Origin of the sequence: Moheibacter sediminis (genome assembly GCF_900176425.1) — a bacterium.
Lineage (GTDB): Bacteria > Bacteroidota > Bacteroidia > Flavobacteriales > Weeksellaceae > Moheibacter > Moheibacter sediminis.
In genome coordinates this window covers 32,561-45,953 of record NZ_FWXS01000011.1, presented here as the reverse complement: position 1 = coordinate 45,953, position 13,393 = coordinate 32,561, and the positions used below count along the sequence as shown (strand labels likewise).

Genomic DNA, 13,393 nt, shown 5'->3' with positions numbered 1-13,393 from the left:
TTATTTCGTATTAAATAATAACGGTTTCAAATATAATTAATACATCTGAAACCGTCATCTTTATCTTTTTTATGTAATTGAAAGGAATAAATAAGAACTTCTAGTCTAAATCATCCTACTTACATTCTTTTAAGAAATGTCCTTCAAAACATTTACCGATTCTTCTAAATAGAAATCATTGGATAAATCTTTGTGCCAGTTCTTTCTTCTTGTCCCTAAGATTGTGTCTTGATCAAGTTTTGGCAATTCATAAGCCGGAGATTTGATTTTCAATCTTGTTTTGTATTTGTCGATAGAATCAAATTGTTTTGATTTGTCTTCTCTCATTTTTCGGTCTGCTTTGTATTTTTCCAGGTTTAAAGGGAAACGGTCAATTTTATCCAAATCCTGGTAATATCTTGCGCCTTTTTCCATTAAATCCAGATAAGCATTTCCTTTTAAACGGTTTGCACTTTTGGCCTTCACATCATCTATGTTGAACTTGGCTGCCCATCTGTCAAATTTGACTGCTTTGATTTGATCCCAAGGCAAGGCATCGTGCGCTTTTCCTTCGCTGATGTCGGCATAAGTAAGCATATCTGTAAGTGTGATGTCCGGTGTAACCCCGCGTAACTGAGTCGAACCTCCGTTTACACGGTAAAATTTCTGAATGGTCAATTTCAAAGAACCGTATTCATCCGGGTTGTAGGTGTGCTGGTCAAGCGGAATGAACGTCTGAACGGTTCCTTTTCCGTAAGTTTTGTTGCTTCCAATGATTACGGCTCTTCCGTAATCCTGCATTGCAGCAGCCAAGATTTCCGAAGCCGAAGCCGAAAGTTCGTTGACCATGATCACAAGCGGTCCGTCATATAAAACAGAAGGGTCTCTGTCTTCGTGTACTTTCATCTGTCCGTCGCTTCTGCGAACCTGTACGATAGGCCCCTTGGGGATAAACAATCCTGCGATTTCAACTACTTCTTCCAATGAGCCACCGCCGTTGTAACGAAGGTCAAAAATCAAACCTTTGATGTTTTCTTTCTTTAGCTCTATGATTTCTTTTGAAATATCATCTGAAGGATCGCGTCCGTTTTTGTCATTGAAATTGGTGTAAAATTCAGGAAGATAAATCACACCGTATTTGTCGCCACCGTCTTCGATGACTGCACTTCTTGCAAAAACTTCTTCCTGCTCGATTACATCACGAATCAATTTGATGTCTTTGATAGAACCATCCTTTTTCTTTACAGTCAAAATAACTTCAGTTCCTTTTTTACCTCTGATGTGTCGGATGGCTTCGTCCAATAACATTCCTACGATGTTTACAGGATCTTCACCTTTTTGTTTTACATGTGTGATTTGGTCACCTACTTCCAATTGTCCGTCTTTCCAAGCCGGTCCGCCAATCACAAGCTCCATGATAGTTGCATTTCCTTTTTTGTCTTGTAGTCTCGCACCGATTCCTTCCAACTGTCCAGAGATGCTTACATCAAAATCATCTTTGTCTTGTGGAGAAAAATAACTGGTGTGCGGGTCATACTTTTCTGTAAATGAATTGATGTATAAAGTCAGGTATTCGTCTTTTTTTCTCTTTTCCATGCGGCGGAAAAAATCAGTTGTATTTTCTGCAACTTTTTCTCTTGCTTCCTTTTCAAGGTCTTTGAATGCTTTTTTTACATTGGTAGAATCCTCTTGTAGACGCACTAGTTCAAGCAAAGTGTTGTATTTTAAATATTTTCTCCAAAGTTCTTTTGCTTCTTTTTTGTCAGCTGCATATTGGATCAAATCATCGCCAATTAGTAAATCTTCTTCAGTTGTGAAATCAAATGGTTTTTTCAAAATTTCATCTGAATAAGCTTTTGTTTCGGAAATTCTTTTATAAATCGTATCAACCGTTGAATGGTAAAAAGTTAAATCCTGGTTGTTGAAATAATCATCTAAATTGTGGATGTCTTTTTTGAAATGTTCAAAATCGGATTTTAAAAAATATCTTTTTGACGGATCGACTTTTTCCAAATACATTTTGAAAACATCTTCCGAGAAATTATCGTCTATCTGCTGAGGGCGATAGTGCATATAGGTAAGTGTATTTCTGACATTTTTGATAATGGTTTTGATTTTGGAATCGTCTGTACCCAAATCAGGAGTACAGAAACAGAATGCCAAAAAACACATTGACAGAAAGGATAGGAGTATGAATGTTTTTTTCATCAGCATAAAAGCCTTTTTATTGAATATAAATTTATGTTATTTGTGCCACACAAATATAAAGCCAAAAATAGTTTGATTAACTTTGCGGACTCAAACGCACAAATATAAATGAATCCACACGAAAAACCACTTATTCTTGTAACAAATGATGACGGAATCACCGCGCCCGGAATACGTGCTCTGATTGACATGATGAACGAAATAGGAGATGTGTATGTAGTGGCTCCGGACAGTCCGCAAAGCGGTATGGGGCACGCAATCACAATTAACTCGACTTTGTTTTGCGAGAAAATCAGAATCGACGACGGACCTCAGAAAGACAGAGAATGGGCTTGTTCGGGAACGCCGGTAGATTGTGTGAAACTTGCTATCACTAAAATATTGCCAAGAATACCGGACATTTGTGTGTCAGGAATCAATCATGGTTCCAATTCTTCAATCAATGTGATTTATTCGGGAACGATGTCGGCAGCTGTTGAAGCGGGAATAGAAGGAATTCCGGCAATCGGTTTTTCACTTTCTGATTTTTCGTATAGTGCAGATTTTTATGCAGCGAAAGAATTCATCCAAAAAATTGTAAGAGAATCCATCGAAAAGGAAATGCCGAAAGGAATGATTCTCAATGTAAACATCCCGAAATTACCGAAAGAACAAATCAAAGGAATCAAAGCTTGCCGCCAAGCAAATGCAGTTTGGAAAGAAAGTTATGATGAAAGAAAAGATCCGCGCGGAAGGTCATATTATTGGTTGACGGGAGAATTTGTGAATTTGGACAAAGGAGAAGATACGGATGAAAATGCTTTGAGCGAAGGTTATGTTTCAGTCGTTCCCATTCAGTATGACATGACTGCGCATCATTTCATTTCAGATTTAAATCAGTGGGATTTATAAATTAATTAAAAAATGATTCAGATTCAAATCATCAACGGACCCAATCTTAATTTATTGGGAAAAAGAGAGCCTGAAATTTACGGAAATGTTTCGTTTGAGGAATATTTTGAATCTTTAAGAAAAGAATTTCCCCAAGTTTCCATGCATTATTTTCAATCGAATCATGAAGGTGATTTGATTGATAAATTACACGAAATCGGATTTAATTATGATGGAATTGTTTTGAATGCAGGCGCTTTGACACATTATTCTTATGCATTGGCAGATGCGGTAAAAGCGATTTCCATCCCTGTGATTGAAGTGCATATCTCTGACATTTATGCAAGAGAAGATTTCAGAAAAATTTCACTTACGGGAGAAAATTGTATAGAAATCATTTCTGGAAAAGGATTGAACGGATACAAATTGGCAATAGAAAAATTAATAAAATAGAATAAATAATAATAATGAAAGAACAATTTAATCCCTGGCATGATGTGACGCCGGGAACCAACCTGCCTGATGTAGTGAAGGGAATCATTGAGATTCCAAAAGGAACGCGTGCCAAATATGAATTGGACAAAGAAAGCGGAATGTTGATTTTGGATCGTGTGATTTATTCATCTATGTATTATCCGGCGAATTACGGATTCATCCCGAAAACATATTGTGACGACAAAGACCCGTTGGATATTTTGATTTTGACGCAGATTGACGTAGTTCCACTTTGTATCGTTCCTGCAAAAATCATAGGTGTGATGCGTATGTTGGATGGTGGTGAAGCGGATGATAAATTGATCGCAGTAAGCGCTGGTGATCCGAGTGTAAACCACTTAAATGATATTTCAGAATTGCCTCCACATACCGTCTTGGAATTGAGAGCATTCTTTGAAGATTATAAAAAATTAGAAAATAAAGCCGTTGTGGTAGAAGATTTCTTAGGCAGAGAAATTGCTTTGGAGATATTACAGGACGCCTTTAAATTATATGAAGAAACTTTTGAGGGTTAATTTTTAAATTGACCTTCTAACTGTTCATTAATTGTATTGATGTAATTCAAAAGTTCAAGTCTGCCGATGCGACCGGTAGCGGAAGTGGTAAAAACCTGCGGCATCGATTCCCAGGTTTTTAGCATTTCTTTTCTATAATGAAGCAATGCTTTTTGCAAAGCCGCGCTGCTGATCTTATCTATTTTGGTGAAAACCATCGAAAACGGAATCTGGTTTTCGCCCATCCACTCCATAAATTCCAAATCGATTTTCTGTGGTGGAATTCTACAGTCAATCAATATAAATGTATTGATCAAATTAGGGCGTTGCGTCAGGTAATTGGTAATCATTTTCTGAAATTCCCCGCGTTTTACTTTCGAAACACGCGCGTATCCAAATCCCGGTAAGTCCATCAGGTACCATTTTTCATTCATCAAAAAAACATTCAGCAACTGTGTTTTTCCTGGAGTTCCGGAAGTTTTTGCCAAATCTTTTTTATCTGCAAGCATATTGATCAATGAAGATTTTCCAACATTTGATCGTCCGATGAAAGCGTATTCAGGGATGTTCGGTTCAGGGCATTCGGTCCATTTTGGAGCGCTTTTGATGAATTCTGCTTTTACATTCATCCTTTTGCAGTTATTTTTTTCTCTTGAAGCCAATCGTTCAAAAGTTCATTGAAAACTTCAGGATGCTCCATCATCGGCGCATGACCACATTTATCGATCCAGTACAAAGATGAATTAGGCAAGCCTTCATTGAATTCCACAGCAACTTCAGGTGGTGTCACACCATCTTGTTTTCCCCAAATCAAACAAACAGGCGTCTGAATTTCTTTCAAATCATTTTTCATGTTGTGTTTGATGGCACTTCTCGCGATGTAAAGCGTTTTGATGGCTTTTTTTCTGTCATTTACAGTTTCAAAAACATCATCTACGATTTCTTTCGTTGCCACCGCAGGGTCATAAAAAACTTCTTGTGTTTTGCGAAGTACATAATCATAATCACCACGCTTCGGGAAAGTTTCCCCAAAAGATTTTTCATACAAACCTGAACTTCCGGTAAGGCACAATGCTCTTACCAGCTCAGGATGTTTGTGGGTTACAACTAAACCTAAATGTCCACCCAAAGAATTTCCGACTAAAATAGCAGGTTCCTGAACAACTTCTTTCAGAAATCGAGCTACAAATTTTGCAATACTCGAAACATTTGTACTAAGCAGCGGATAGCTGTAAATGGGTAATTTTGGGGCAAATATTTTGTAACCTTGAGTCGAAAAATGATTGGTAAGCGAACTGAAATTACTCAATTCTCCCATTAAACCATGGAGCAATACAATAGGTACTCCTTCTCCTTCTTCGATGTATGAAAATTTTTTCGACCTCTTGAGTTTTATCAGCATTTTCCTTTGTTGTGACACAAAAATAGCGATTTCTGTCATATAATAATTAAAAATTCAATTTCTGTTAAAATTTAATATATGTAAAAATGAGTTAATAAGTTGAAGTTCTTATCAATAGCAGATTTGATGATGAAATGAATTGTTTTTGTGTAGAAAGGTGGTAAAAGTTTTCAACAAAGTGGTAATTTGTGGGAAATTGTGGTAAAAAGTTTATATTTTTGATAAAATTTTTTATTTGAATCCACTGATTGGAACATATGAATGCAAAGTAGATGCAAAAGGACGGCTTCCTTTACCGGTAGGGCTTAAAAAACAGCTCCTTACGGTAATGGAAGAAGGTTTTGTGCTGAAGCGTTCTGTGTTTCAAAATTGCTTGGAATTGCACCCGATGAGCGAGTGGAATAAGGTAATGTCGGAAATAAATCAGCTGAATCGTTTCGTTAAAAAGAACAACGATTTCATCCGACAGTTTACCGCGGGTGTAAAAGTGGTGGAAATTGACGGGAACAGCAGAATTCAAATTGCTAAAGATTTGGTTGCTTTTGCCGGGATTTCCAAAGATGTGGTACTCTCTTCTTCAATCAATGTGATTGAGATTTGGGACAAAGAAAAGTATGAGCAATCTGTGAATGTAGATGAATATGATTTCGCGCAATTGGCGGAAGAGGTAATGGGAAATAAGAATGAAAATGGAATATCATAATCCTGTTTTATTAGACGAAAGTGTGAGTGAATTGATTCATGATTCCAGCGGGATTTATGTTGATTGTACTTTTGGTGGCGGTGGTCACTCGCGTGAAATTTTGAATAGACTAAAGGAAGAAGGAAAATTAATTTCTTTTGACCAAGATGAAGATGCGCAAAGAAATTTGATTGATGATTCCAGATTTCAGCTCGTGATGCAGAATTTCAGGTATTTGAAAAATAATTTAAGATTTCTGAAGATTAAAAAAGTTGCTGGCGTTTTGGCAGATTTGGGTGTTTCTTCGCATCAGTTCGATACGCCTGAACGTGGTTTTTCTACCCGTTTTGATGGAGAATTGGATATGCGCATGAACCAAAGCGCAAAATTGACGGCTAAGTTGATTTTGAATGAGTATGAAGAAGAAAAATTAGCTGAAATTTTCTATTACTATGGTGAATTGAAAAATTCACGTAGAATGGCAAAAGAAGTCGTTGCCTTTCGCAGTTCACAGAAAATTAATTCAATAAATCAACTGAAAGGAATTTTCAGTTACATCCCAAAAAATATAGAGAACAAATTCTTTGCGCAATTGTTTCAGGCATTGCGAATTGAAGTTAACGACGAAATGGCCTCCCTGCGTGAAATGTTGATGCAGTGTGGAGAAGTGATCGAAGACGGCGGTCGTTTGGTGGTGATTTCTTACCATTCGTTAGAAGATCGTTTGGTAAAAAGATATATGAAAACCGGAATGTTTGAAGGTGATCCGGAGCGGGATGTTTTTGGAAATTGGTCTGCACCTTTCAAAACCCTTCAGTCAAAAGTGATTGTTCCGACCGCCGAAGAAATTAAAACCAACCCAAGAGCAAGGAGTGCAAAAATGCGTATAGCTGTTAAAAATGAAACCAATGGCTAAAAGAAAAAATACAAAAAGCAATATTTCTGTCAAAGATATCCTCAAAGGGAAATTTTTGGTGGATGACGGTTCTATGCAGAACTGGCGTTTTGTTATGTTTTTGATGTTATTGGCATTTATCAGTATTTCAAGTTCGCATTGGATTGACAAAAAAGTAGTTCAAATTAATAAATTGGATGAAGAGGTTTCCAGTTTAAAATCTCAATATACAGATGCGCACAGACTCTTAATGGGTTTGCAATTGGAGCCTGAAATCATCAGACAGTCAGCGTCCATAGGGATTAGTTTGACTGAAGAACAACCCTATGTATTAATAAAGAAAGTATATGATAGCCAACCGTAAACATATTTTGATGCGCGGATATCTGATTTCCGCTTTTTTACTGCTGATTGCATTTGGGATTATTTATTCCATGATTCAGATTCGTGTGTCAGAAGGCGCTGAATTGGAAGAATTTGCTCAGCAAAGTTTTCGATTGTCAACTGAGCAATCGGAACGTGGAAATTTATATGCTTCAGGCGGAGATTTGTTGGCGACAACCGTTACAATTCACAATGTTTATGTTGATTTAACTGTAATTGATGATGAATTATTTGATGCTGAAGTAGGAGTTCTTTCTGATTCTTTGGCTAAAATGTTCCCAAAACCGGCTTCTTATTTCGAAAATAAATTCAGAACAGAGCGCAGAAAGAAAAACCGTTACATGACTTTGATTAAAGGTTTGGATTACGACGAATACCAAAGATTAAAATCATTTCCGATTTTCAACAAAGGACAAAATAAGGGCGGAATAATCCATGAAACAAAGCCAAGAAGAGAATTGGTTTTAAAAGATGTGGGTGCGCGAACAATTGGTTACGACGACCAAAGGGGAAAAACCGGAATGGAAGGTGCTTATTCTACATATCTTCAAGGAACGGAAGGTAAAAGATGGGAGCAATTCATGGGTGGAGGAAAGTGGAAGCCATTCAAATCCTGGGAGCAGGAACCGATTGAAGGATTTAATGTTTACACAACTATTGATGCGGGAATGCAGATTGCAGCTTATGCCGCTTTGCACGATCAATTGGTTCAATTCAATGCTGATCACGGTTGTGTGGCGGTGATGGAAGTTGCAACAGGGAAAATTAAAGCGATTGTCAATCTTCAAAAAGTAACCGACAGCATTTATTCAGACAGATTAAATTATGTAGTAGGGGAAGGAGCTGAGCCGGGTTCAACTTTCAAAACGATTTCTATTTTGGCGGGATTGGAAAATGGAAAATTTAGACCGGAAACCCAAGTTCAGACAGGGAATGGACGATACAGAATTTACAACAGAACGATTACTGATACACACGGAAACGGAACATTGACGGTGGAAGGTGTTTTGATTAAATCTTCAAACATCGGAACTGCAAAATTGATCAATGAAGCTTATGGAAGCGAGCCGCAGGAATATTTTGACCAATTGGCAAAATGGCATTTAACCAGACCGATGGAAATCGATATTCCTGGCGAAGCGGTTCCGCAGTTTCATTCGCCAACTGATCCGAACTGGAGTAAAATTACTTTACCGGTGATGTCTTATGGGTACGGATTCAAAATGACGCCTTTACAGGTTTTGACTTTTTACAATGGAATTGCCAATGGCGGAATGATGCTAAAACCTTTATTTATCGATAAAATTGAAAAAAATAACGGAGAGCTGAAAGAATTTAAACCACAGGTTCTAGTTAAGCAAATGGCTTCTCCGGAAAATATAGAGGCTGTTACGAAAATGCTTGAAAAAGCAGTTTCTGCAGGAACGGCGAAAAATATTTTTACCGAACATTATGAAATCGCAGGTAAAACGGGAACCTCACGTGTAGAATATTGGATCAAAAATCAACCGATGCAATACCGTGCTTCATTCGCAGGGTTTTTTCCGGCAAACAATCCAAAATATACTTGCGTGGTGGTAATTCATAAACCGGATAGAAGGAAAGGTTATTACGGTGGAGGTGTGACAGCACCGGTTTTCAAGAAAATTGCGGACTGGGTTTATTCGCGAACGCCGCAACCGATTCCGTACGCGCCGCTTTTGGTTGATGTGGAGAAAACGATAAAAACAGATCCCAAATTCAAACCTAACCACGAAAGCAACCGCATTCCAAACGTGGTGGGAAAAAGTGGTGTAAATGTAATTCCGGCTTTGGAAAATTTAGGATTGGATGTAAGGTATTCCGGAATCGGAAAAGTGACCGCACAATCCATTCCCGCTGGTGCAGGATTTAGAAAAGGTGAAACAATTTATTTGACTTTGGAAGGATAGAATTATGAAGTTAAAGGATTTACTATATAAAGTTGAACTGATCGAAATCATCGGAAACGTTGATTCTGAAATACTGTCGGTTGAATTTGATTCAAGAAAAATTCAAAAGGGAACTTTATTTGTGGCACAATCCGGAACACAAGTTGACGGTCATGATTTCATTCAAAAATCCATTGAAAGCGGAGCCATCACTATTGTTTGCGAAAGAAAACCGGAGGAAATTAATCCAAATGTAACTTACGTTGTCGTTGCCAATTCTTCCATCGCATTGGGAATTATTGCTTCGAACTTATACGATAATCCAACCGAAAAATTAAAATTGATCGGGATTACCGGCACGAACGGAAAAACCACAACTTCAACTTTGACTTATAACTTGTTGGAATCTTTGGGTTATGCGACGGTTTTAATTTCGACCATTCGAATTTTAGTTCATGGAAACGAATATCCATCTTCACACACGACACCTAATATTTTGACTTTGAACAAAATCTTTAGCGAAGCAGTTCAAAAAGGTTGTGAATTTGCGGTGATGGAAGTAAGTTCACACGGAATTCATCAAAACAGAATTGCAGGATTACACTTTCAAATCGGAGTTTTCAGCAATATAACGCACGACCATTTAGATTACCACAAAACTTTTGCAGAATACATCAAAGCCAAAAAGAAATTCTTTGATGAATTACCAAAATCAGCTTTAGCGTTGACCAATTTGGATGATAAAAACGGAGTAGTGATGCTTCAGAATTCAGCTGCAAAAAGATATTCATACGCGTTAAAAACGGATGCAGATTTCAAGGCAAAAATTCTTGAAAATCAATTTGACGGAATGTTGCTTTTGCTGGATGGAAAAGAATTTTGGACGCCGCTGATTGGACAGTTCAACGCTTATAATTTATTGGCGGTTTATAGTATTGCAATTCTTTTGGGAATTGATCAAGAAGAAGTTTTGACACATTTGAGCAAATTGAAAAATGTGGACGGAAGATTCCAGACTTTCAAATCTCAGGGAGGAATTGTTGCGATTATAGATTATGCGCATACGCCCGATGCTTTGGAAAATGTTTTAAATACGATTCAAAATATCAGAACCCGAAACGAAAAACTAATCACAATTGTAGGTTGTGGCGGCGATCGAGATAGAACGAAACGCCCTGAAATGGGGAAAATGGCAGCGAGAATGTCGGAATTGGCAATTTTCACTTCGGACAATCCAAGAAGCGAAGATCCGGAAGAAATTTTAAAAGAAGTAGAAGCCGGCGTAGAACCGCAATTTTACAATAGAACTTTGAAAATTACCGATAGAAAAGAAGCGATAAAAACAGCTTACAAAATGGCTGAAAAAGGCGATATCATCTTGATTGCCGGAAAAGGTCACGAAACTTATCAGGAAATCAAAGGTGTGAAACATCATTTTGACGATTTGGAAACAGCACAAGAATTAAGTAATCAGCTCAATAAATAATTTATGTTATACTATTTATTCGATTTTCTAGACAAACAATTCAACATTCCGGGTTCGGGAATGTTCCAATATACCTCGTTCCGAGCAGGAATGGCGGTGCTTACGGCATTGTTGATTGCTTTGTTTTTCGGTAAAAAAATCATCAATTATTTACGTCGTGAACAATTGGGAGAAACCGTTCGTGATTTAGGATTAGTAGGCGAAAAAGAAAAACAGGGAACGCCGACAATGGGTGGGGTCATCATCATTTTGGCGACGATCATTCCGGTTTTGTTGTTTGCGAAATTGAACAATATTTACATCATCATTCTTTTAGTGTCAACGGTCTGGTTAGGTGCGATTGGGTTTATTGACGATTACATCAAAGTTTTTAGAAAAAATAAAGAAGGGCTTAAAGGAAAATTCAAAGTTTTAGGTCAGGTTGGATTAGGATTATTTGTAGGAGCCATGATTTATTTTAGTCCGGATGTGACTGTGAAACATCAGGTCCCGGTTGAGCAAGGGAAAGTAATTGGTAATCAGATTATTAAATTCGGTCAAGAAGAAAAAAGTTTAGATACAACCGTTCCTTTTTTGAAAAATAATGAATTCAATTATGGGAAATTACTTTTCTGGATGGATGAGTCCGGGAAATTAAAATATGAATGGATTGTTTATTTGCTTGCCGTAATTTTCATCATCACAGCCGTATCCAACGGAGCAAATTTAACTGATGGAATTGACGGTCTAGCAGCGGGTTCTTCGGTCATCATTGTTGCCGCTTTGGCGCTGTTTGCATTCGTTTCAGGGAATATCATTTTTGCGGATTATCTCAATATTGTATTTATACCGAGAACAGAGGAAGTAGTGATTTTCTGTACTGCATTTATCGGAGGATTGATTGGATTTTTGTGGTACAATACTTATCCGGCACAGGTTTTTATGGGAGACACAGGAAGTTTGACTATTGGTGGGTTGATTGCTGTCATTGCTATTATCGTAAGAAAAGAATTAATGCTTCCGGTACTTTGCGGAATTTTCTTCGCAGAAAGTTTATCGGTAATGCTTCAGGTTTCTTATTTCAAATATACCAAAAAGAAATCTGGTGAAGGTCGCAGGATTTTCCTGATGTCACCTTTGCATCATCATTACCAAAAAGAAGGTTACCACGAAAGCAAAATCGTAAACCGCATGGTCATCATCGGATTTATCCTCGCAGTTGCTTGTGTCATCACTTTAAAAATGAGATAAAATGAAAGAGCGATTGGTGATATTAGGTGGTGGAGAAAGCGGAGTCGGTGCTGCGCTTTTAGGAAAGAAACACGGTTTTGAAGTTTTTTTGTCAGACAAAGGCAATTTAAAAGATGAATATAAAAATACGCTCATTGAAAATTCAATCGAATTTGAAGAAGGATTTCATACCGAAGAAAAAATACTGAATGCGGATTTGGTCGTGAAAAGTCCTGGAATTCCTAAAAAAGCAGATTTAATTCTGCAATTGAATTCTAAAAATATTCCTGTGGTTTCTGAAATTGAATTTGCTTCAAGATATACAGAAGCGAAAATCATCGCAGTTACAGGAAGCAATGGTAAAACCACAACGACTTCACTTGTTTATCACATTTTGACACAAGCAGGATTGAATGTCGGTTTAGGTGGAAACATCGGGAAAAGTTTTGCGCAGTTAGTTGTGGATGATGTTTACGATTATTATGTATTGGAAATCAGTAGCTTTCAATTGGATGATGTGGCGACATTTAAACCTTATATCGCGATTTTATTGAACATTACCCCCGATCATTTAGATCAATACGATTACAAACTGGAACTCTATGCACGTTCCAAATTTAAAATAACTGAAAACCAAACCCACGAAGATTATTTCGTGTACAATTTTGACGACGATACAACGGTAGAATTATTAAAAGAAATTAACACAAACGCTAAAAAAATACCATATTCTATGAATACAGAAATGCAAGATGGAACTTATGCAGATGACTCAAATGTTCATGTAAATTATCCCTATGAATTGAAACTTTCTATATCAGAATTTTCACTTCGTGGAAGACACAACGTTGCAAACACAATGGCAGCAGCAACGGCAGCCAATATTTTAAAAATAAGAAAAGACACCATCAAAAGAAGCTTGTCTGACTTCACAGCAGTTGAACACAGATTGGAAACCGTTTTGAAAATTGGTGGGATTGAATTCATCAACGACTCAAAAGCCACCAACGTCAATGCAACTTATTATGCTTTGGAAAGCATGAATACGCAGACCGTTTGGATCGTAGGTGGAACTGATAAAGGAAATGACTATTCGGATTTAATTCCTTTAGTGAAAAAGAAAGTACGTGCGATTGTGTGTTTGGGGCTTGACAATTCCAAAATCCTTTCCGCATTTGAAGGTTTGGTGGATAACATCGTCGAAACAAAATCGATGCAGGACGCTGTTCGTGCAGCTTATATGTTAGGCAAAAAAGGCGATACGGTTTTACTTTCACCGGCTTGTGCAAGTTTTGATTTGTTCGAAAATTACGAAGACAGGGGAAATCAATTCAAAAAAGAAATTAAAAATTTATAATTAGAAACTCGAAATTCGAATT

General features: G+C 37.3%; 13 protein-coding genes. 10 read left to right on the top strand and 3 right to left on the bottom strand.

What is annotated here, in order from left to right; genetic code table 11:
- Positions 1-129 precede the first annotated feature (129 nt).
- Entirely contained in the window at positions 130-2,187 is a 2,058-nt protein-coding gene (locus B8977_RS13865; protein ID WP_245828570.1) for a carboxy terminal-processing peptidase, read from the bottom strand.
- Positions 2,188-2,295: 108 nt separating this feature from the next.
- Here B8977_RS13865 and surE point away from each other — a divergent pair, with 108 nt between their 5' ends.
- From surE to B8977_RS13850, 3 genes are read left to right on the top strand one after another with little or no spacing between them, the layout of a single operon-like run.
- Positions 2,296-3,078, top strand: a complete 783-nt coding sequence (gene surE / locus B8977_RS13860; protein WP_084018737.1) for a 5'/3'-nucleotidase SurE — start codon at positions 2,296-2,298, stop codon at positions 3,076-3,078.
- A 15-nt stretch (positions 3,079-3,093) separates the two neighbouring features.
- The gene (gene aroQ / locus B8977_RS13855) at positions 3,094-3,510 is read left to right on the top strand and encodes a type II 3-dehydroquinate dehydratase (protein WP_221405790.1); all 417 of its coding nucleotides are present in this window, start codon (positions 3,094-3,096) and stop codon (positions 3,508-3,510) included.
- A 14-nt stretch (positions 3,511-3,524) separates the two neighbouring features.
- Positions 3,525-4,067 carry an inorganic diphosphatase gene (locus B8977_RS13850; protein WP_084018726.1) on the top strand — a complete coding sequence of 181 codons (543 nt, stop codon included), beginning with the start codon at positions 3,525-3,527 and terminating at the stop codon, positions 4,065-4,067.
- Here the strand turns inward: B8977_RS13850 and yihA are convergent.
- Positions 4,064-4,675 (bottom strand): ribosome biogenesis GTP-binding protein YihA/YsxC, encoded by a 612-nt coding sequence (yihA, locus tag B8977_RS13845; protein WP_084018940.1) that lies wholly within the window; start codon positions 4,673-4,675, stop codon positions 4,064-4,066. The two genes, B8977_RS13850 and yihA, sit on opposite strands and share 4 nt — an antisense overlap.
- A complete protein-coding gene (locus tag B8977_RS13840; RefSeq protein WP_084018942.1) occupies positions 4,672-5,448 on the bottom strand; it encodes an alpha/beta fold hydrolase in 777 nt (258 codons plus the stop codon). The genes yihA and B8977_RS13840 overlap by 4 nt, the downstream gene beginning before the upstream one ends.
- A 235-nt stretch (positions 5,449-5,683) precedes the next feature.
- Between B8977_RS13840 and mraZ the strand changes: the two genes are divergently transcribed.
- The 7 genes from mraZ to murD are packed head-to-tail and all read left to right on the top strand — an operon-like array spanning position 5,684 to position 13,371.
- On the top strand, positions 5,684-6,151 hold the full coding sequence (gene mraZ, locus B8977_RS13835) for a division/cell wall cluster transcriptional repressor MraZ (RefSeq protein ID WP_084018723.1): 468 nt from the start codon (positions 5,684-5,686) through the stop codon (positions 6,149-6,151).
- Positions 6,138-7,046: a 16S rRNA (cytosine(1402)-N(4))-methyltransferase RsmH gene (rsmH, locus tag B8977_RS13830; protein WP_084018937.1), complete on the top strand. Its 909-nt coding sequence runs from the start codon at positions 6,138-6,140 to the stop codon at positions 7,044-7,046. Before mraZ ends, rsmH begins: the two co-directional genes overlap by 14 nt.
- Positions 7,039-7,389 (top strand): FtsL-like putative cell division protein, encoded by a 351-nt coding sequence (locus tag B8977_RS13825; protein WP_084018933.1) that lies wholly within the window; start codon positions 7,039-7,041, stop codon positions 7,387-7,389. Before rsmH ends, B8977_RS13825 begins: the two co-directional genes overlap by 8 nt.
- Positions 7,373-9,340: a penicillin-binding protein gene (locus tag B8977_RS13820; protein WP_084018721.1), complete on the top strand. Its 1,968-nt coding sequence runs from the start codon at positions 7,373-7,375 to the stop codon at positions 9,338-9,340. Before B8977_RS13825 ends, B8977_RS13820 begins: the two co-directional genes overlap by 17 nt.
- Before the next feature lie 4 nt (positions 9,341-9,344).
- On the top strand, positions 9,345-10,805 hold the full coding sequence (locus B8977_RS13815) for a UDP-N-acetylmuramoyl-L-alanyl-D-glutamate--2,6-diaminopimelate ligase (protein WP_084018718.1): 1,461 nt from the start codon (positions 9,345-9,347) through the stop codon (positions 10,803-10,805).
- Positions 10,806-10,808: 3 nt separating this feature from the next.
- Positions 10,809-12,035, top strand: coding sequence for a phospho-N-acetylmuramoyl-pentapeptide-transferase (gene mraY / locus B8977_RS13810; RefSeq protein WP_084018715.1), 1,227 nt, complete (start codon positions 10,809-10,811; stop codon positions 12,033-12,035).
- A gap of 1 nt (position 12,036) precedes the next feature.
- Positions 12,037-13,371 (top strand): UDP-N-acetylmuramoyl-L-alanine--D-glutamate ligase, encoded by a 1,335-nt coding sequence (gene murD / locus B8977_RS13805; RefSeq protein WP_084018712.1) that lies wholly within the window; start codon positions 12,037-12,039, stop codon positions 13,369-13,371.
- Positions 13,372-13,393 lie beyond the last annotated feature (22 nt).

Excerpts from the sequence above, each read along its gene's own strand:
- B8977_RS13865 (WP_245828570.1), bottom strand. The coding sequence starts at position 2,187 with ATGAAAAAAACATTCATACTCCTATCCTTTCTGTCAATGTGTTTTTTG.
- surE (WP_084018737.1), top strand. The coding sequence starts at position 2,296 with ATGAATCCACACGAAAAACCACTTATTCTTGTAACAAATGATGACGGA.
- B8977_RS13850 (WP_084018726.1), top strand. The coding sequence starts at position 3,525 with ATGAAAGAACAATTTAATCCCTGGCATGATGTGACGCCGGGAACCAAC.
- yihA (WP_084018940.1), bottom strand. The coding sequence starts at position 4,675 with ATGAATGTAAAAGCAGAATTCATCAAAAGCGCTCCAAAATGGACCGAA.
- B8977_RS13840 (WP_084018942.1), bottom strand. The coding sequence starts at position 5,448 with ATGCTGATAAAACTCAAGAGGTCGAAAAAATTTTCATACATCGAAGAA.
- rsmH (WP_084018937.1), top strand. The coding sequence starts at position 6,138 with ATGGAATATCATAATCCTGTTTTATTAGACGAAAGTGTGAGTGAATTG.
- B8977_RS13825 (WP_084018933.1), top strand. The coding sequence starts at position 7,039 with ATGGCTAAAAGAAAAAATACAAAAAGCAATATTTCTGTCAAAGATATC.
- B8977_RS13820 (WP_084018721.1), top strand. The coding sequence starts at position 7,373 with ATGATAGCCAACCGTAAACATATTTTGATGCGCGGATATCTGATTTCC.
- B8977_RS13815 (WP_084018718.1), top strand. The coding sequence starts at position 9,345 with ATGAAGTTAAAGGATTTACTATATAAAGTTGAACTGATCGAAATCATC.
- mraY (WP_084018715.1), top strand. The coding sequence starts at position 10,809 with ATGTTATACTATTTATTCGATTTTCTAGACAAACAATTCAACATTCCG.
- murD (WP_084018712.1), top strand. The coding sequence starts at position 12,037 with ATGAAAGAGCGATTGGTGATATTAGGTGGTGGAGAAAGCGGAGTCGGT.